This is a genomic window from Flavobacteriales bacterium TMED191 (assembly GCA_002171975.2).
Lineage (GTDB): Bacteria > Bacteroidota > Bacteroidia > Flavobacteriales > TMED113.
Window position 1 is genome coordinate 1 of the sequence record NHIO02000059.1, and the last position, 18,505, is coordinate 18,505.

Sequence of the window (18,505 nt, forward strand, 5' to 3'; positions counted from 1 at the left end):
CATCTCCATCAGAGTCATTTATAGAGCCATCGTCAGTACATCCTGGAATTACGTCAATACAAGAGCCATCATCTGAATTAGCATCAGAATTGTAATTTAGAGCAGCTTCGTCAGTACATCCTAGAACTACGTCAACACAAGAGAAATCATCTATATTAGCATCAGGATTATAATTTAGAGCTGTTTCATTAGTACATCCTTCTATTTCATCTTCATCACAAATACCATTACCATTTGAATCATTCAAAGAGCTATCAGGACATGGGTCATCTGCATTATCTACAAATCCTTCCCCAGGAAAATCGCATCCTAATTGAGTAAAGATATTAGATCCTAAACCATCACTGTCTGTGTCATAATACCACATTAATACATTGTTAGGGTTATCAATGTTGTCGGGGCAAGGGTCGTCATTATTAGTAACAAAATCAGGTACTTCATTACAAGATATTGTACTCATAGCAGGATTTCCTAAACCGTCCCCATCCGAGTCAGAATACCATGTTTGAGCATACTCGCAGGAGTTATCTTCTAACATTGCTAACGCATCATAATTACATGCAGTTTCATCGGTACATCCATATGTTAAAGTATATTCACCTATAAAATTAACAGATATTAAGTTGCCAAAAGCCTGACAATTATAAGTATCTGAATTTGGACCAAATTGAGTTCCCATAATCGCACCATTGTCGTCCATAGGAATTGTTTGGTTGCCAATTAAAAGCGCCCAATTTGTGAGTTCTTCTCCGACTTGAAAACCATTATCAAGTCCCGATTCCGCCCCCCAAGCAGGGACTGCTGTTGAAGTTCCACTCCACTCCTCTGAACCTCCACATACAAGCTGTCCGTTTTCGTTTTCATAAAATACTCCTATTGTAGCTCCTGTTGGTATCTCGCCTCCGTTAAGGGATATATTTAGATTAGTAATTTCCGGCTCATTAATTAAAATTGTCATATTACAATCTGATGGTGTAACTGTCCAATTTAAATTGTAACATGTGCCATTATCATATGTTGCATCAGAATTATAATTATAAGCGGATTCATCAGTACATCCAGCAATGCCAGAAATTTCACAATTATATTCTGCTGATAACAATTGCCCAAATCCGTTGTTTGAAAATGAGTCAGAGAAGGGACCGCCACTAGTCATAGCATAACTATCAGCTATAAAAGTTTGATTGCCAACTTGTAATAACCATGTAATTTCTTCACCCTCATCAAATCCATTCTCTTCTCCTGATTCTGACTTCCAAACAGCAATTGCTAATTGCTCTCCAGTCCAGCTTTGGTAGCCGGCACATACATATTGATTGTTATCATTAGTAAAGAAAGCACCTAGTAATGATCCATTAGGTGGATTCTCGCCATTTATTGTAACTACATCAGTGCCTCCAACTTGAACAGTCATATTACCATCGGTAATAATATAATTCCAGTCGATATTTTCTAATTCACAACTTGTGTCATCATTGTTATTACAATTGCCACAGCTTTCAGGACAGGCATCTGAAACAGAGATTCCATTATACTCCCCGTCACATGTAAAGGCTGAAATAGCAGTTACACAAGGAAATGGAAATGCAGTGTCATCATCTTCACATATCGTTTCACAATTGTCACAGCTTTCAGGACAAGCATCTGAAACAGAGACTCCATTAAACTCCCCGTCACATGTAAAGGCTGCAATGGCAGTTGCACAAGGAAATGGAAATGCAGTGTCGTCATCTTCACAGCTATCATTACTTGCATATTCACATAGTTCACTTATAAATGAACTATTAGAGCATTCGTCTCCAGAATAATTAGAAGCGGAGGAGTCGTTACATCCACCAACTACAACACATGAACCATCGTCAATTGTGGCTGCTGAATCCCAATTTGCAGCAATACTACATGTGCAACCAGGGTACTGGCAATCTTCATCAATAAAATTAGAGTTGTCGCATTCTGATCCTGAATAATTAGATGCTAAAGAGTCACTACACCCCCCAGTTATAATACAGCTTCCATTGTCCTCAGTAGCAGATGAGTCATAATTATCAGCTTGTTCACATGTGCATCCTACTGAATCTTCACATACTTCTGAAGGATTTAAATTGTTGTTGACGATTATATTGTTGTAGCCAGTAACATTACAATAATTATCTTGGGTAGGGTCTGATGCACAGTAATTAGTTGCTTGAATAATACAAAGTCCGTCTTGATCAAAAGCAACTGTTTCAGGATTAGAGCAACTACATGGTTCTAATTGAGTAGATTGAAAATTGATAGATGAGATTACAGGTGTTGAATTCGCTACAAAATTTGAGCTGCCAATAGTAAATGTGATGTCACTACTTGGATAATTAATTCCATCAATTTGTAAGAAAAATAATATTGTTTCGTTTGCGTCAAACCCGTTATCTGAACCTGAGTCGGATCCCCAAGCAGGTATAGAAATATTTCCTCCATCAATATAGCTAGGACTTCCACCTTCAATAAAACCTTCAGCTAGATTATCACAATTTCCATCATTATTAAAATCCATGCATCCGCCACATATATATTCACCGGCATTATTTATAAAAAAAACACCTAAAGTAGCTTGTGGATCATTGATTTCAGAGCCGTTGAATAAAATAGACCCTTGAGGAAATGCAATTGAAGCATTACCAGTACCTGTAGGTTCTGGAGGTGACCAATTAAGGTTTTGACCGTTAGTTATAAATATAGAACCAAGTAGTGCAAATAAAATTGCAATAATGTAATTATTTTTCATATTCTAAGTGTTTAATGTATCTAGAGATGTATTAGAATAATACCATGGTGCTAGTCTCTAAGATACAAAATTTATTAACAATATGCTAATTAGCAAGTTTCCAAAATTAGTATAAATACTCTTAAAACATATTATATTTATAAAAATTTATCTGATAACAAACTGATTTCAGTTTTTTTATTAAATAGTTTTTTTTAATTTGCTTTTGAATATTTATGATTGTGAAGTTTTTAAAATTATTATTATTAACATTAATATCCTCATCACTGATTCTTTTTGTTATACTATTATTAACAAATAGTATAAACATTACATATGGGATATTTTGGAAATTAATTTGTTTTAATTCATTAATAATTTCTTTATCATTGATTTTTTGGATGAAACTATTTACTGTTAAAAAAATAGATGATAAAAAAATCAAGACTGAAAATTCTTCAGAAAAATATAGAAGCGAGTTTTTGGGTAATGTTTCTCACGAATTAAAAACTCCTATTTTCAATATTCAAGGTTATGTAGAGACATTAATTAGCGGTGCTTTATATGATAGTTCTGTAAATAAAAAATACTTAAAGAGAACAAGTAAGAGTGTGGATCGCTTAATATATATTATTAGAGACTTGGAATCAATTGGACAATTAGAATCGGATGAGCTTTCTCTAGAATTTAGTAATTGGAAATTAAAACCTCTTATTGATGAAATTATTGAGCAGTTTGAAATAAAAGCTAATAAAAAGAAAATAAAATTATTGCATGATAAAAAAAGCACAAATTTTCATGTAAAAGGAGATAAGGATAAAATGTCCCAGGTTTTATCCAATTTAATTTCCAACTCAATCAAATACGGAAAGCGAGGGGGGGTCACAAAAATAAGTTGTCATCAAACTAAAGAGACATGTGTAGTCTCAGTTAAGGATGACGGAATAGGAATAGCAGAAAAAAATATTAAACGTTTATTTGAAAGATTTTACAGAGTAGATAAAAGTAGATCTAGAGATCAGGGTGGTACCGGCCTTGGTTTAGCAATTGTTAAACATATATTAGAAGCGCATAATCAAACCATTAATGTTAAAAGTACAGTTAATAAAGGTACTGAGTTTTCATTTTCAATAGATTGTTCCAGTTGCAATAAAAAATAAATTAATAATTAATATTATAATCATTTGATTTTAATAATTTTGTTACAAATAAAATTCTTTATGAAAAGACTCTATATACTTATGTTATTGATGATTTTTATAGGATGTAAATCCAATAAAAATCAAGATTCAAATAATATCAAAGTTGAAAATACTTCCTCAAAGGTGTTTTTCAAAAATTTAAATAATGGTGATACATTACAGAGCCCTGTTATAGTTGAAATGGGTGTTAGGGGAATGAAAATTAAACCTGCTGGAAAATTAGAGGCGGGTACAGGTCATCATCACATTATTTTAAACAGTAAATTTGTTCAGTATGGAGAAATTATTCCGATGGATAAAACACATTTACATTACGGTAAAGGAGATACTGTGGCTAGTGTTCCACTTGAAAAAGGTGAGCATACTTTAACATTGCAGTTTGCAAATGGTTTACATATGTCATATGGAGAGCAGTTTAGTAATACAATTAGTATTTATGTTAAATAAAAAAATATGAAACAATTAAAACTCTTTGTATTCAGTTTAACTTTCGCTTATTCATTTACATATGGTCAAATATTTTTTTCTGAGTATTCAGAAGGGTCTTCATATAATAAGTACATTGAAATATATAATTACTCAAATGAAACAGTGAATTTATACCCGCAGTTCGTTCTTACAAGCTGCACAAATGGCTGTATTGATGGTAATAATTTTTATCTTAATGAGTTCCCAGAAGACGCTTCGATAGCTCCAGGTGATGTTTATGTTGTTGCTTCCAGTCAAGCGGACCAGGCGATCCTAAATGAAGCAGATTATACTTTTCAATATTGTTGTGGCAATGGAGATGATGCCTATGCATTAATGTTAAATGGACTTACAGGCGATGTGTTTGATTCAAGCAATGCACTTGACATTATAGGTAATGAAAATACTTGGCAAGAGGGAATTGGTTGGGATGTTGCTGGTGTTGAACAAGCAACAGAAAATCATACTTTAGTAAGAAAAAGCTCTGTTGTTGAACATAATGCAGGAAATTGGGCTATGTCTGCTGGTACGAACGCTGATGATTCTGAGTGGATAGTTCTAGATATTGATAATTGGACTAATTTAGGATTTCACGTGTATGATTCTAGTGGTGATATTTTTGGATGTACAGATCCATTAGCTGATAATTTTAATCCAAATGCCAATAATGATGATGGAAGCTGTGAGTATTTAAATATATATATCTCAGGCTGTTATTGGTGTGAATTTGCAGCTAATTACTTTGATTTTAATTTTCAGATTACATCCAGTAATATGTCTATTGCCATTACAGATATTTCTAATTTAATGGAAGGTGATGTTGTCGGGGTTTTTTTTGTAGATAATGAAGGATACATAAAGTGTGGTGGGTCTACTTCTTATGAAGGTTCTACATTGGCAATTTCTGCTTGGGGGGATGATTTGTCAACTTTCACAAAAGATGGATTCTCAATAGGCGAGTCTTTTATATTTCTAGTTGAGAGAGATGGCATTGTTTATGAAACATCATCAACATTAAATAATGTATCACCATTCACTACAATTTATGGTGATAATAATTTTGGACAAGTTGCTGAATTTGACCTTTCTAACGAATTTGTTGAGGAGTGTATTTTGCCACTGGGTATTAGTGATGAATGTGAGGAGTTTTTTAGTGTTTCAGAAAATCAGAAAGTTCAAAAATTAGTAATTAATGTAGATATTTTTGGTAGAGAGGTGCTTGGTAAGCAGAGTTCCTTAATTATTAGTATATATGATGATGGCTCTATTAAGAAAAAGTATTATTTAAATCATTAAATTACAACCTCTTTGGGTAGAGTTTTGGCCTCTCCCAATTATATCAAATCCACCATTACGTGAATAACCAAGGTCATTTGTTGCAATAAATCCACAGCTATAAATATTTGCAAGGTCAATAATATTAATATATCCTCGTTGATTTTCCGGAATTATTTTGAGTGGGTTTGTTTTATCTCGAATTAATATTTTTTTCCATGGGGGAGAGTAAAATAATGAGCTGTCCAAACAATATGATTGAGATAATAATTCAGCCATGCCATATTCAGAATTAATAGTGTCTGATTTAAAGTATTTTTTTAATTGCTTATGCATGTCTTCCTTTATTATACGCGTTTGGTTTTTTTTAGTGCCTCCTGTTTCGATTACTAATCCGTACTCAATATTAATATTACTGTCTTTTGCAAAATGAAGTAGCTCAAAGCTTAGTCCGAATAAAATATATTTTTCTTTTTTTTGTTCGCAATTTTTAATTACGGATTTTAATTTCTCTTTCTTATTTAGGTAGAATCCACTTTTTTTATTTTTGCTTTTTGTAATCATTTGATTACACATAAAAGCTAATGAGGAATTTGGATTTTTTTTAAAACTAGGCACCATACATAGTATCGTATATAGTTTTGGATCTTTGAAAAAAAAGTTGAAAGACGATATTAAAGATTTTACATATATATCTGTGTTAAAAACATAGTGTTTTGATCTTAAACTATTTGTGCTTCCGCTACTGAAAAAAACGGCTTCATGCTTTTTTTGATGTGTAGTTACTTTATTATTTCGAAAAAAATCAATTGGTAAAAAAGGAATAGATTGGTAGTTTTTTATTTTTGAAATTTCACAGCCTAAAAGATTTACATATTCACGATACAAGACGTTAAAATTGTATTGATATCTAAATAGTTGTAGAGCATAATTATTAAACTCATCTAAACTTTTTATTTGAAAGATATTTTTTATATAATTATTTATATCCATAATTTTGTAATAGCAATATAAATAAAAATTAAAGTTTTGAAAAAAATTATCTTTTTATGCACAGGTAATTCTTGTAGAAGCCAAATGGCGGAGGGTTTTGCTAAAGAGATGCTTAAAGATAAAAACCATATAGTCCAAAGTGCCGGTGTTATGCCTGATACTCTAAATGAAATAGCAATTCTTGTGATGAAAGAAGAAGGTATTGATATTTCAAGTCAGTATTCAAAGAAAATAGAAACCTTTGATTTAGGTTCGTTTGATATTGTTGTAACTGTTTGTGATAAAGCAAAAGGTTATTGTCCTGTTGTTAAACATGTTAATCTTCTCCACTATAGTTTTTATGACCCAGTTCTCGCCACAGGTACCAAAAACCAAAAGCTTATTGTTTACAGAAAAGTCAGAGATCAAATTAAAACAATGGTAAACAACTTATTACTTAATTACAATATATTATGTCAAGAAACAAATTGAAAAAATTTTCAAGGCTTGAAAATATGTCACATGTAATTCAACCAAAAAGAGAGGACCTGTTGAATGATAAGTTTAAATTAAAAGGTTCTTGGCTAAGTTTGTTTAACAATAATAATCCTATTATTGTAGAACTAGGTTGTGGAAAGGGGGAGTATACAGTAGCCTTAGCAAAAATGTTTCCAAACTATAATTATATTGGGATTGATATAAAAGGTTCGAGAATCTATTCAGGTGCTAAAATAGTTGACGACTTACAATTAAATAATGTGTTATTTATTAGAACTCAGATTGAGTATCTAGAGTCTATTTTTGCTGAGGATGAAATTTTTGAAATCTGGATTACTTTTCCAGATCCTCAAATAAAATTTAATAGAAGAAAGAAAAGATTAACTTCTTTAAAGTTTTTAGCGATATATAAAACAATTTTAATTGACAACGGTTGTGTTAATCTTAAAACTGACAGTATATTTCTACATGGATATACGTTAGGGCTATTAGAAAATGGTCCTTTTAAAATTTTACAAAGCTCCCATGATATATATGCTTTAAATGAAGTAGATAAAAGTTTAAATATCAAGACTTATTATGAGAAAATATTTTTAGAAAAAAAACAAGAAATCAGCTATCTTAAATTTTCTTTTCTTTAGAAAAAATTTGTTTTATTTTTACATCAAAATAATTTTTAAATGACTATTGATAAGCAAAATGTTATTTCTATTTTAAACGATATTTCATCCAATGATTTATCAGGATTTATTTTAAACGAATCTATAAAAAAAATAGATGTAAATGGAGTAAATATTGAACTAGATATATTAGTTACGAATCCTACCTTACAATTTAAAGAAAAAATAAGATTAGAGATTCAAAGAATAATCTCAAAAGTATATCCAAAAGCACAAATCAGCATTAATTTTATATTTGAAAAATCTAATGAGAATAATAGTGTCTCTAGTATTAAAAATATTATTGCTATTGCATCTGGTAAAGGGGGCGTTGGTAAATCAACAATATCTTCAAATTTAGCTATTGCTTTACAAAAAAAGGGATTGAAAGTTGGTTTAATTGATGCAGATATATATGGCCCCTCAATTCCACTAATGTTTGACGCACAAGATTCACGACCAAAACAACAAAAAATTAAGGATGCTACTTTAATGTTGCCAATTGAGAGTTATGGCGTAAAGATTATGTCTATCGGTTTTTTTTCTAATCCGGATGAAGCAATTGTATGGAGAGGGCCAATGGCTACTAAGGCATTAAAAACTATTATTAATGAAACATATTGGGGAGAGTTAGATTATTTATTGATTGACCTCCCACCTGGAACTAGTGATATTCATTTAAGCCTTGTGCAAACAGTTTCAATAACAGGAGCTTTAATTGTTACTACTCCTCAACCTGTAGCTTTAGTCGATGCGAGTAAGGCTATTAGTATGTTTAATTCAAAAAATATTAATGTCCCTATTTTAGGAATAGTTGAAAATATGTCATGGCATATTGTTGATGAACAAAAATATTATTTATTTGGCCGAGATGGAGGGAAAACACTATCTGCTTCAAAGGGTATTCCTTTATTAGCAGAAATCCCTTTAAATCAAAGTATTAGAGTAGCTGGAGATGTTGGTAGACCAGCAGCTCTACAAGATAGTAGTTTATCATCTCTATTTACTAATTTGTCAAATAAGGTGGTGGAGAGTACAAATAATCGGAATAAGGATTTACCAACTACAAAAAAGGTTGAAATAACACATAATAGAGGTTGTAATTAGTTATTTTTGTAATATGAAAGAAAATTTATTGACTCGCGTAAATCAGGGATTAAATGCAATACGTCCGTATTTAGCTACAGATGGGGGAGACTTAGAATTGGTTAAGATTTCTTCAGATTTCATTGTTTTTATTAGTTTTAAGGGAGCTTGTAAAGCCTGTGATGTTAATCAAATGACACTAAAGCTTGGTATAGAGGAATCTGTCAAGAAATATGCTCCCGAAATTATTTCGGTTGAAACAATAGACTAAATATATGATAAGTACAGATATAATTATTATTGGCGCTGGTCCTTGCGGTTTGTTTGCAGTATTTGAAGCAGGATTATTAAAAATGCGATGTCATTTAATTGATTATTTGCCTCAACCAGGGGGACAATGCTCAGAAATTTATCCAAAAAAACCAATATATGATATTCCCGGATTTCCAGAAATTCTTGCAGGTGAATTAGTTGACAATCTTATGACTCAAATTAAACCCTTCAAGCCTGGTTTTACACTTGGCGAGAGAGTTGAGCAAATTGTGAAGAAAGAAGATAGTTATTTTTATGTAACTACTAATTTAGGCACTAAGCATAGAGCGAAAGTAGTTGTTATTGCAGCTGGTTTGGGTTGTTTTGAGCCACGTAAGCCAAAAGTTGAGAACTTAGATTTTTTTGAATCAAAAGGAGTTGACTACATAGTAAAAGATCCTCAAAAATATAAAAATAAAAAAGTAATTATTTCAGGCGGAGGAGATTCAGCTTTAGATTGGGCAATATATTTAGCTAGTGGAGTCGCACAATCAATTACTTTAATTCATAGAAGGGAGTCATTCAGAGGACATCCAGAATCAGTAGATAAGTTAAATAAAATGACTAAAAAAGGTCAAATAAATTTGATTACTAATTCTGAAGTCATTGAATTAAAGGGCACACCCACTTTACAAAGTTTAGATGTTAAGAGTAATTTAGATGAAGAAGTCATAAGTTTAGAAACAGATTACTGGATTCCTTTATTTGGACTTACTCCAAAGTTAGGTCCAATTGCAAATTGGGGCCTAAATCTAGATAAAAATGCTATTAATGTAAACACTTTGGATTATAGCACCAATATTGAAGGGGTATATGCTATTGGCGATATAAATACATATCCTGGAAAACTAAAATTAATTCTAAGTGGTTTTCATGAGGGAGCTTTGATGGCTCAATCTGCCTTTAAACATGTATTCCCTGATGGTAAACAGTCATTTAAATATACTACAGTTCTAGGCAAAATTGAAGGTTTTTAAAAAGTGGAAAATAAAGAAACGCTAATTGATAATGTTATTGAAAATCCAAATAACTTGGATATTATCACGATCAACATTATCGACGTTGATGACACTCGTTATGTTTTAAGAACTTTAGTTCATCAAAATCAAAACTTAATGGAAGTTTTTAGAGAAGTGGAATTTGCTATGGGCCATTGTGGTGGCATGGCTCTTTGTGCTTCTTGTCATTGTTATATTGAGAGTTCACACTGCTTAAATAGCAAAGATTTGGAAGAGGAGTCAATGTTGGATCAGTTACAAAATATTAATTCCGAGAAAAGTAGGCTTATTTGTCAAATTCCTATGGATAAGTCATTAGACGGAATTGTAATTAGAATTGTAAGAGATTAGGTTTTTAGATGTTTGGGTATATAACAAACAGGAATAGGTTCGGTTTTATGTTTATTATTTATTCTAAATTTATTAAAAATACTTAAAACCTCAATTTGTCTTTTTGTTAGTTGGTCTCCATTGTCGTAGTCCATAGCCCATTCTAACTCTTCATATGTTGCCCCAATCTGATCTTCATCAGTCCTTCCGTCCTGCCACAGCCCGTCAGTAGGGGGGGTACTTATAATATCAGAGTGAATTTGACAGTATTTTGCTAATTTTCGTACTTCGGATTTACTAAGATCTGCAATTGGACTAATGTCAACTCCCCCATCACCATATTTTGTAAAAAATCCTATTCCGAAGTCTTCAACTTTATTTCCAGTTCCCACCACTAAGCCATTTTTAGATCCTGCAATTTGATAAAGCGCAGTCATCCGAATTCTAGCCCTCGAATTTGCTAAACTTAAGTGAGAATGAAATTTAGTTGGAATAGTAGTTTTGTAATTTTCAAATAAAGAACTCAGATCGATATATTCTTTTTGAACATTTTTGTGCTCTTTAGTAAGTAAGTTTATATGAAGATTAGCATTTTTTAGTTCTAATTCTTTCTGATGAATTGGCATCGATACTACAATAGTTTTTATTTCAGTTAATGCACATAGTTTAGATGTGAGTGCGGAGTCAATTCCTCCAGATATACCAACAGTTAATGTTTCAATTGAATTATCTTGAGCGTATCTTTTTATCCATTTGACAATAAAATTTTTAGTTTCTTCCAGGTTCATTTTTTTTAGAATAAAAAGCCGAATCTTAATCCAATTTGATGAAATAAGGCATCGGGGTCGTTATTATCACCTAGTGCATTGGTGATATTATTGTTAAAAAACATACTTCCCTCTACAGATGTTTTGCCGCCTAGTGAGTATTCCATGCCAATAAATATAGATATATCGATTAGTCCCGGATTTGTAGTTTTGTTTAGAGTATTTGGACTTATCATTTCTTTTATTTTTAGATTTATTGATGGGCCAATTCTTGCAAAATAATTAAAGTAGCCAATTTCTCGGGATCTCATCTTTATAAAAATTGGAACAGTTAAATACTGCACTTTGTAGTCAATTGTTTGATTTTGACTTAAGACTCCTCCTTTATATGTGATTCCAAACCCAGATTCCAATCTATGAAATTCATTTAAAGCCACTTCAAGAGCATAGCCATAAACCACCCCAGGTTTACTGTTTGTTTCTATATCTTTTGAATCAGTTTGAATAAAATTGATTGCAGGAGCTAAATAAAGTCCCATACGAGCATTTTTTAGTTTATTGCTAAAATCTTGTGAAAAAGAAAATGAAAATAAGATGCAAAACAAATAGAGAAAATTTAACTTTTTCATATTTTTAGGAAATCTGTAGTTCATGTCTAATATACATTATATGAATAATTAAACGAAATGAAAAAAAGGATTTTATTAACTTTTTTAGCTCTAAGCTTTTTGATTTTAGCTTTTTTGCTTATTAGCAAGGATTTATACTCTAAAAGTGAAAAATGCGATTTGGATGTTTACAGATTTGAACAAGAATTTTTTAGCTTAGATTCAGACTCGTTTAACATTAAACTGCCTTTATTAAAAAGCAAATACCCTAGTTTTTTTCTTGATAATGAGATAGATTTTAAGGAAGATGTTTTTCTTAATGATACTTTGCAAAACATCTTTGATTCTGTTCAAGGGATTTTTTCAAATGATTTATTAGATTTAGATAAGTTAAATGATGGATTTTGTAATTATAAATTTTATTTCCCTAATCATAATCTCAGTTTATACACTTACATAGAGGGAACATTCGACTATAGGTATCCTGTTGTTTATTCTCATGAGAAGTTATATTTATCCTTAGATCTTTTTTTAGGTCGAAGCCATATTTTTTACAATGCAATTCCTGATTATATTAAGTACTCTCATGATGCAGAATATATACCTTCCACTTGCTTTTTATCTCTAGCAGGAAGACATATTCCTTATCAGCAGCCTGAAAATTTTATTTCTGCAATGCTATATTATGCAAAAGCTTATTTTTTTACTCAAAAAATGCTACCAGATATTCAAGATAATATTTTGTTCAAGTGTCCACAGGAAAAAATGAATTGGTGCTTAAAAAATGAAAGTGTTATTTGGGAGTATTTGATTGAAAAAGATTATTTATTCTCTGTTTCACCAGAGCTGCTTGAAAGATTTATTTTTTTATCTCCATTTTCAAAATTTGGTCTGGGTGTTGATCAAAATTCACCTGGAAGCGTGGGTGTTTGGGTGGGTTTACAGATTTTAAAATCATATGTAAAGAATAATAATATATCATTAGTCGAGTTATTAAATGAAACAGATTACATGAAAATTTTAAACAAATCAGGATATAAACCTTAATAAGACATGAAAAAAAAAGCAACAATAAATTTTGAAGTTAATTTAGATGAAAATAACATTCCTGAAGATATAAACTGGTCTGCCTCAGACAGCGATTTTGATAGTAAAAAAGCAAAGGCAGTTATGATTTCTATTTGGGATGGTGAGCAAAAAAGTTCTTTAAAAATAAATCTATGGACTAAAGAGATGATGGCAGAGGAAATGAAGTTTTTCACTTTTCAAATTATTGACTCTCTTGCTGATAATTATAAAAAATCTGTTGGTGATGAAAAGATTTCAGCTGAAATAAAAGATTTTGCAAAAAAAATTGGGAAAGCTATAAATGTTATTAAGTAATATTTGATTGAAAATTAAAATACTGATTGTTGAGTTTTTCAATTTTGGTTAAAACCTCATTTATCCCAATTTTATTTTTTGATGAAGTTACAATAGTTTCAGGAATACTAACCCAGTTATTTTGCTTCATAGATTTATTATATATCTCTGCGCTTTTTTTTATTTTGTAGGCACTTAGTTTATCACATTTTGTAAATGTCCTAATAAAGTAAATATTATTATTAACCAACCATTCCATTTTTTCTAAATCAATTTTTTGAGGTTCTATACGAATATCAATTAAAAAAAATACAGCAATTAATTGAACACCTCTATTTTGAAAATAATTATTATTTCTTTCAATTATTTCTTTTCTTTTTTGCTTGCTTATTTTTGCATAACCATACCCTGGTAAATCTACTAGACACCATTTATTATTGACTTCGAAATGATTAATTAATTGAGTTTTGCCAGGTTTTGAGGATGTGTATGCAGCTTTTTGATTAAGAATGGAGTTTATTAAAGATGATTTGCCTACATTCGATCTCCCTATAAATGCATATTCAGGTTGAATCTTAGTTGGGCAATCATTAACAGTGTTACTTGATTGAAAATGACTTATTGTTAAATTATTATTTATTGACATTTTTTTTATCATTTAGCCAATTGACTAGAATCTGGTTAAATATTTCTGGTTGCTCAATCATTGGAGCGTGACCGCACTTTTTTATCCAAAATAAATCAGAGTTTTGAATTTCTTGATGAAATTCTTTTCCTACTTCAGGAGGTGTGACTTTGTCATTTTCTCCCCAAATAATACATGTTTTTTGTGTGATTTTAGGAAGTTCGTCTTTCATGTTATGTCTAATTGCGGATTTAGCCATCATTAGTACTCGAATTACTTTTTCTTTATTATTTACAATTTCAAAAACCTCATCTACAAGTTGCTTGCTAGCTTTTGAGGGGTCAAAGAAAACTTCTTCGGTTTTTTGTTTTATGTATTCATAGTTACCTCTTTTAGGGAATTTGCCTCCAAGGGTGTTTTCATAAAGTCCAGAGCTGCCTGATAAAATCAAATTATCAATTTTTTGAGGAAATTGAAGTGCCAATATTAATCCAATATGACCACCCAGCGAGTTTCCTAGGATAGAGTATTTTTTGATGTTTAGGTCTTCAGTAAATTTGTTAATAAACTTGGATAGCTGCTTAACATTTGTTTTTAATAATGGCATACTGTAAAGTGGCAGCATAGGAAGTATAACCCTAAATCCATGATTTGGAAGACTGTTGAGAGTCGTTTCAAAATTACTAACTGCTCCCATCAATCCATGGAGCAATATAATAGTTGGTCCGGAGCCCTTTTCAATATAATTGTACTTCTCTTTCATCTTTTATATTTATGACCTATTTATTCTGGTAAATATATATTTTAAAATTTAATATAATTTCCATTTCTAGATAGTTATTAACAACCTTTGGTTTAAAATGTTAATACATTGTTCATTTCTTGTGAAAAAAATAAGTGGTACAAAGTGGTATAAAGTGGGTCTAAATACCTAGTTTTGTATTAGTTTTTTAAAAAAATTGGTACAGATGAGTGCACATTTGATAGGTGTTTATGAATGTAGGTTAGATGCTAAAGGCAGATTTATGTTGCCGAAAGCTTTCAAGAAACAGCTTTTAACTGCAGTAGATTCACCCTTTATATTAAAGAGAAGTGTTTTTCATAAATGTTTGGAATTGTTTACAGTAGAAGAATGGAATGAAGTAGTTACAGACATTAATAAATTAAATCGATTTGTTAAAAAGAATAATGATTTTATTAGAATGTTTACTGCTGGAGTGAAAGTTGTTGAACTAGATAATACAGGTAGGCTTTTATTACCAAAAGATTTGCAATCATTCTCGAAAATAAATAAGGATATAGTCTTGTCAAGTTCTGGAAATATGATTGAAATCTGGAACAAGAATTCGTATGAACAAATAATTAATAATGAGAATATTGATTTTGCTACTCTTGCCGAAGATGTGATGGGATCTAAAGATATTAAAGATGACTAAATATCATGAGTCAGTTTTATTAAATGAATCAATCAAAGGACTAAAAATTAAGCCAGAAGGCATATATGTTGATGTTACATTTGGTGGAGGTGGTCATTCTAAAGAGATATTAAAAAACTTAACTACAGGAAACTTAATAGCCTTTGATCAGGATATGGATAGTCTAATTAATAATATAAAAGGAGATAACAGGTTTACTATGATTAATTCAAATTTTCGACACTTGAAAGTTAAGTTACAGCAAGTAGGGTTGTCTTCCGTAGATGGAATTATAGCAGATTTAGGCGTATCTGCTCATCATTTTTCAGATAATGGAAGAGGTTTTTCATTGAAATATGATTCAATAATCGACATGCGAATGGATAAGAATTTAAAAAAAGATGGGAGATTTATTTTAAACAAATATAATCAACCCAATTTAGACCGAGTATTAAAGGAACATGCAGACTTTAATAATCCAAGACCTATTTCTAGTGCAATTATAAACGCACGTAAGTTAAAAGAAATTACTACAACTTTTGATTTGAAAAATATTTTTAAAACAATAATTAATAAACAAAACGAGAATAAATTTTTCGCTAGGTTGTTTCAAGCAATTAGAATTGAGGTTAATGATGAGTTAAATGCACTTAAGGAATTATTGGAGCAATCTAAGGATGTTTTAAAACCATCAGGACGTTTAGTTGTAATAGCATATCACTCATTGGAGGATGTTTTAGTAAAGAGGTTTATGAAATTTGGTCATTTTTTAAATACTCAAGAAAAAGATTTTTTCGGACGCTCTAAACAGATTTTTTCATTAATAACTAAAAAACCAATAGTTCCGACTAATTCCGAATTAAGAAAAAACAAAAAGTCTAGAAGTGCTAAACTTAGAATATGTGAAAAAATATAATTTAATATGCTCCAAAAATTAAGAAAATTTCAGTTCCTCAAAAATACAGGTCTATTCAATATTAGAGCCTTTGTAATTTTATTTGCTATTTATTCCTTTATAAGTGTTTGGTTAGCAAATGTTTCTATTAACAAAGATTTAAGGTTAAGTTCTTTAACAGAAAATCTAAAAATTTTAAAATCAGAATATGTTACAAATAAAACAACTTTAATGAATTTATCTAAGAGATCTAACCTAATCGAGAGGGCTAATTCTTTTGGTTTTTACTCTGCAGAAGAACCAATTATAATAATTCAACTAAATCATGAAAATTAAGCATCCATTAAGATTAGCCATATTAGCAACTTGTATTCTTCTGTTGAGCTTTGCAGTTGTAATTAATTTACTAACAATTATTAACGACAAAAATTATGAGATGGTTGAACATTTAAAAATGATCACCATTAAGGCAGAGAGGGGGAATATTTATACACATGACTATCAACTACTCGCTATTACATCAAACAGATACGAGCTTAGGTTTGATGGCACATATTTAAGTGCAAACGAATCGGAACTCAATAAACTTGCTGAAAATTTATCCCTTATTTTTAAGAATAAATCAAAAAAACAGTACTTCGATGATTTAATAAAAGCAAAAAAACAAAAATATTTTTTATTAAAAAGAGATGCTTCTTTACATCAGATCGAGGAACTTAAAAAAACAAGTTTCTATAAAAAGCCTCTTAATGGTGGATTAATTGTAAAACAATACTTAGATCGAAAAAAACCTAACAAAAATCTTGCATCTCGTACCATAGGAGATCTTTTCAAGGACAATAATAATCCTATATATGGTTTAGAGTATAGTTATAATTTAGAACTAATGGGACAAGACGGTAAGCAACTTGTGCTTTATGAGCCGGGGTTGAATCGTCATATTAATAGTCCTGCTAATATAAATTCCTCAGTAGGAAAAGATTTAATTACCACAATTGAACTTTCTTATCAAGATATATTGGAGAGAGCATTACTGCGTCAGTTAGAAGAATTTGAAGCTGACTTTGGTACAGCTATTTTAATGGAGGTGAATAGTGGAAAAATTAAAGCTTTATCTAACTTAAAAAAAACAAATGATAACAAGTATGCTGAAACATATAATTATGGTGTAGCTTATCAACTTGAGCCTGGTTCAACATTTAAATTAGCATCTATTATGGCTTATTTAGAGGACTTTAACGGATCTATAGAAGACACCATAGACTGTAAAAAAGGAAAGTATAAGTTTCAAGGAGCACCAATATCGACAATTGATAGTGAAGAGTTAGGGGTTGTTTCTTTGAAAGAGGCTTTTTCAAAATCATCAAATATTGGTATAGGTAGATTAATCACCAAAAATTATCATAATGCACCTGAAAAATTTATAAACAGAATATATAATTTTGGCTTAGCTAATAAATCAAAAATTGATCTTGAAAAAGTACCTTCTCCAATAATTACATCTCCAAGCTCAAAATCCTGGTCTGGTATTTCTTTGCCATGGATGTCATATGGCTATGGGATTAGTATTACAGCACTGGACTTGTTAACGTTTTATAATACAGTTGCTAATCATGGTCAGATGGTTTATCCACATTTAGGATATGCATTACGACAGGGAAGTAAATCATATCCAATTATAAGAGACAATATATCTTATCAAATTTGTTCCGAATCAACTATTAAAAAAGCACATAGTTTACTTCGCGAGGTTGTTATTAACGGAACCGGTCAAAAATTAAAAACTTTATCATTTGAGGTGTCAGGTAAAACTGGGACAACGGTTAAAAATTATACAAAAAGCAAAGAAAAAGAATATCAAGCCTCATTTGTGGGGTTTTTCCCCTCTAATAATCCTATTTATTCATGTATTGTTGTTGTAGATAATCCCAATGTTAAAAAAGGTTATTATGGTTCGCAGATTGCAGTTCCTGCGTTCAAAGAAATAGCTCAGGAAATATACTTACAAGAAGGGTTGAGTTGGAATGCAAACGATTCTTTGTTTTTAACAGAACATGATGTTTCTATACAGGAGTTAATTGAAGATTATCATAATAATAATTCAGATCAAATTATAAATGAAGGGTTTTATCCTTCTGTAGTAGGAATGCATTTAACAGATGCAATTAAATTATTGGAAAAACAAGGCCATAAGGTAATTGTTAGAGGTAAATACGGGATAGTTAATAAACAATATCCCAAAGCTAACACAGAAATAAAACATGATTTAGCAATAACACTATTTATATGA

General features: G+C 30.7%; 21 protein-coding genes. 15 read left to right on the forward strand and 6 right to left on the reverse strand.

Annotation, left to right across the window (positions count from 1 at the left end; all coding sequences use genetic code 11):
- A partial coding sequence (locus CBD51_007090; protein ID RPG57594.1) for a hypothetical protein occupies positions 1-2,764 on the reverse strand: 2,764 nt, incomplete at its 3' end.
- 215 nt (positions 2,765-2,979) lie between these two features.
- Here CBD51_007090 and CBD51_007095 point away from each other — a divergent pair.
- From CBD51_007095 to CBD51_007105, 3 genes are read left to right on the forward strand one after another with little or no spacing between them, the layout of a single operon-like run.
- Entirely contained in the window at positions 2,980-3,903 is a 924-nt protein-coding gene (locus CBD51_007095; protein ID RPG57595.1) for a sensor histidine kinase, read from the forward strand.
- A 60-nt stretch (positions 3,904-3,963) separates the two neighbouring features.
- Positions 3,964-4,392 carry a DUF4399 domain-containing protein gene (locus CBD51_007100; GenBank protein RPG57596.1) on the forward strand — a complete coding sequence of 143 codons (429 nt, stop codon included), beginning with the start codon at positions 3,964-3,966 and terminating at the stop codon, positions 4,390-4,392.
- 6 nt (positions 4,393-4,398) lie between these two features.
- Complete coding sequence (locus tag CBD51_007105) at positions 4,399-5,709, forward strand: hypothetical protein (GenBank protein RPG57597.1); 1,311 nt, start codon at positions 4,399-4,401, stop codon at positions 5,707-5,709.
- Here CBD51_007105 and CBD51_007110 read toward each other — a convergent pair.
- Positions 5,698-6,681 (reverse strand): acyl transferase, encoded by a 984-nt coding sequence (locus tag CBD51_007110; protein ID RPG57598.1) that lies wholly within the window; start codon positions 6,679-6,681, stop codon positions 5,698-5,700. The two genes, CBD51_007105 and CBD51_007110, sit on opposite strands and share 12 nt — an antisense overlap.
- A 36-nt stretch (positions 6,682-6,717) precedes the next feature.
- Here CBD51_007110 and CBD51_007115 point away from each other — a divergent pair, with 36 nt between their 5' ends.
- Genes CBD51_007115 through CBD51_007140 form a run of 6 tightly spaced genes read left to right on the forward strand, consistent with a single transcriptional unit; the run spans position 6,718 to position 10,564 of the window.
- Complete coding sequence (locus CBD51_007115; protein ID RPG57599.1) at positions 6,718-7,152, forward strand: arsenate reductase ArsC; 435 nt, start codon at positions 6,718-6,720, stop codon at positions 7,150-7,152.
- Complete coding sequence (gene trmB / locus CBD51_007120) at positions 7,131-7,799, forward strand: tRNA (guanosine(46)-N7)-methyltransferase TrmB (protein RPG57600.1); 669 nt, start codon at positions 7,131-7,133, stop codon at positions 7,797-7,799. The genes CBD51_007115 and trmB overlap by 22 nt, the downstream gene beginning before the upstream one ends.
- A gap of 39 nt (positions 7,800-7,838) precedes the next feature.
- Complete coding sequence (locus CBD51_007125) at positions 7,839-8,924, forward strand: ATP-binding protein (protein RPG57601.1); 1,086 nt, start codon at positions 7,839-7,841, stop codon at positions 8,922-8,924.
- A gap of 13 nt (positions 8,925-8,937) precedes the next feature.
- Positions 8,938-9,174: a NifU family protein gene (locus CBD51_007130; protein RPG57602.1), complete on the forward strand. Its 237-nt coding sequence runs from the start codon at positions 8,938-8,940 to the stop codon at positions 9,172-9,174.
- Positions 9,175-9,178: 4 nt separating this feature from the next.
- The gene (locus CBD51_007135; protein RPG57603.1) at positions 9,179-10,192 is read left to right on the forward strand and encodes an NAD(P)/FAD-dependent oxidoreductase; all 1,014 of its coding nucleotides are present in this window, start codon (positions 9,179-9,181) and stop codon (positions 10,190-10,192) included.
- Between the two features lie 3 nt (positions 10,193-10,195).
- Positions 10,196-10,564: a ferredoxin gene (locus CBD51_007140; GenBank protein ID RPG57604.1), complete on the forward strand. Its 369-nt coding sequence runs from the start codon at positions 10,196-10,198 to the stop codon at positions 10,562-10,564.
- Here CBD51_007140 and nadE read toward each other — a convergent pair.
- Both nadE and CBD51_007150 read right to left on the reverse strand, forming a co-directional pair.
- A complete protein-coding gene (nadE, locus tag CBD51_007145) occupies positions 10,561-11,331 on the reverse strand; it encodes an NAD(+) synthase (protein RPG57605.1) in 771 nt (256 codons plus the stop codon). The genes CBD51_007140 and nadE overlap by 4 nt on opposite strands.
- Positions 11,332-11,336: 5 nt before the next feature.
- The gene (locus tag CBD51_007150; GenBank protein RPG57606.1) at positions 11,337-11,963 is read right to left on the reverse strand and encodes a hypothetical protein; all 627 of its coding nucleotides are present in this window, start codon (positions 11,961-11,963) and stop codon (positions 11,337-11,339) included.
- A 33-nt stretch (positions 11,964-11,996) separates the two neighbouring features.
- Between CBD51_007150 and CBD51_007155 the strand changes: the two genes are divergently transcribed.
- Positions 11,997-12,965, forward strand: a complete 969-nt coding sequence (locus CBD51_007155) for a hypothetical protein (GenBank protein RPG57607.1) — start codon at positions 11,997-11,999, stop codon at positions 12,963-12,965.
- A 6-nt stretch (positions 12,966-12,971) separates the two neighbouring features.
- On the forward strand, positions 12,972-13,301 hold the full coding sequence (gene gldC, locus CBD51_007160) for a gliding motility protein GldC (GenBank protein RPG57608.1): 330 nt from the start codon (positions 12,972-12,974) through the stop codon (positions 13,299-13,301).
- Here gldC and CBD51_007165 read toward each other — a convergent pair.
- Both CBD51_007165 and CBD51_007170 read right to left on the reverse strand, forming a co-directional pair.
- Positions 13,294-13,926, reverse strand: coding sequence for a YihA family ribosome biogenesis GTP-binding protein (locus CBD51_007165; GenBank protein RPG57609.1), 633 nt, complete (start codon positions 13,924-13,926; stop codon positions 13,294-13,296). The two genes, gldC and CBD51_007165, sit on opposite strands and share 8 nt — an antisense overlap.
- On the reverse strand, positions 13,913-14,668 hold the full coding sequence (locus CBD51_007170; GenBank protein RPG57610.1) for an alpha/beta hydrolase: 756 nt from the start codon (positions 14,666-14,668) through the stop codon (positions 13,913-13,915). Before CBD51_007170 ends, CBD51_007165 begins: the two co-directional genes overlap by 14 nt.
- Before the next feature lie 205 nt (positions 14,669-14,873).
- Here CBD51_007170 and CBD51_007175 point away from each other — a divergent pair, with 205 nt between their 5' ends.
- From CBD51_007175 to CBD51_007190, 4 genes are read left to right on the forward strand one after another with little or no spacing between them, the layout of a single operon-like run.
- On the forward strand, positions 14,874-15,341 hold the full coding sequence (locus CBD51_007175; protein RPG57611.1) for a division/cell wall cluster transcriptional repressor MraZ: 468 nt from the start codon (positions 14,874-14,876) through the stop codon (positions 15,339-15,341).
- A complete protein-coding gene (gene rsmH / locus CBD51_007180; GenBank protein ID RPG57612.1) occupies positions 15,334-16,236 on the forward strand; it encodes a 16S rRNA (cytosine(1402)-N(4))-methyltransferase RsmH in 903 nt (300 codons plus the stop codon). Before CBD51_007175 ends, rsmH begins: the two co-directional genes overlap by 8 nt.
- Before the next feature lie 6 nt (positions 16,237-16,242).
- Positions 16,243-16,551, forward strand: coding sequence for a hypothetical protein (locus CBD51_007185; GenBank protein ID RPG57613.1), 309 nt, complete (start codon positions 16,243-16,245; stop codon positions 16,549-16,551).
- On the forward strand, positions 16,541-18,505 hold the full coding sequence (locus tag CBD51_007190; GenBank protein RPG57614.1) for a hypothetical protein: 1,965 nt from the start codon (positions 16,541-16,543) through the stop codon (positions 18,503-18,505). The genes CBD51_007185 and CBD51_007190 overlap by 11 nt, the downstream gene beginning before the upstream one ends.

Excerpts from the sequence above, each read along its gene's own strand:
- CBD51_007150 (RPG57606.1), bottom strand. The coding sequence starts at position 11,963 with ATGAACTACAGATTTCCTAAAAATATGAAAAAGTTAAATTTTCTCTAT.
- CBD51_007170 (RPG57610.1), bottom strand. The coding sequence starts at position 14,668 with ATGAAAGAGAAGTACAATTATATTGAAAAGGGCTCCGGACCAACTATT.
- CBD51_007110 (RPG57598.1), bottom strand. The coding sequence starts at position 6,681 with ATGGATATAAATAATTATATAAAAAATATCTTTCAAATAAAAAGTTTA.
- CBD51_007185 (RPG57613.1), top strand. The coding sequence starts at position 16,243 with ATGCTCCAAAAATTAAGAAAATTTCAGTTCCTCAAAAATACAGGTCTA.
- CBD51_007125 (RPG57601.1), top strand. The coding sequence starts at position 7,839 with ATGACTATTGATAAGCAAAATGTTATTTCTATTTTAAACGATATTTCA.
- CBD51_007155 (RPG57607.1), top strand. The coding sequence starts at position 11,997 with ATGAAAAAAAGGATTTTATTAACTTTTTTAGCTCTAAGCTTTTTGATT.
- CBD51_007175 (RPG57611.1), top strand. The coding sequence starts at position 14,874 with ATGAGTGCACATTTGATAGGTGTTTATGAATGTAGGTTAGATGCTAAA.
- CBD51_007100 (RPG57596.1), top strand. The coding sequence starts at position 3,964 with ATGAAAAGACTCTATATACTTATGTTATTGATGATTTTTATAGGATGT.
- CBD51_007105 (RPG57597.1), top strand. The coding sequence starts at position 4,399 with ATGAAACAATTAAAACTCTTTGTATTCAGTTTAACTTTCGCTTATTCA.
- gldC (RPG57608.1), top strand. The coding sequence starts at position 12,972 with ATGAAAAAAAAAGCAACAATAAATTTTGAAGTTAATTTAGATGAAAAT.
- CBD51_007130 (RPG57602.1), top strand. The coding sequence starts at position 8,938 with ATGAAAGAAAATTTATTGACTCGCGTAAATCAGGGATTAAATGCAATA.
- CBD51_007135 (RPG57603.1), top strand. The coding sequence starts at position 9,179 with ATGATAAGTACAGATATAATTATTATTGGCGCTGGTCCTTGCGGTTTG.
- CBD51_007095 (RPG57595.1), top strand. The coding sequence starts at position 2,980 with ATGATTGTGAAGTTTTTAAAATTATTATTATTAACATTAATATCCTCA.
- CBD51_007190 (RPG57614.1), top strand. The coding sequence starts at position 16,541 with ATGAAAATTAAGCATCCATTAAGATTAGCCATATTAGCAACTTGTATT.
- rsmH (RPG57612.1), top strand. The coding sequence starts at position 15,334 with ATGACTAAATATCATGAGTCAGTTTTATTAAATGAATCAATCAAAGGA.
- nadE (RPG57605.1), bottom strand. The coding sequence starts at position 11,331 with ATGAACCTGGAAGAAACTAAAAATTTTATTGTCAAATGGATAAAAAGA.
- CBD51_007165 (RPG57609.1), bottom strand. The coding sequence starts at position 13,926 with ATGTCAATAAATAATAATTTAACAATAAGTCATTTTCAATCAAGTAAC.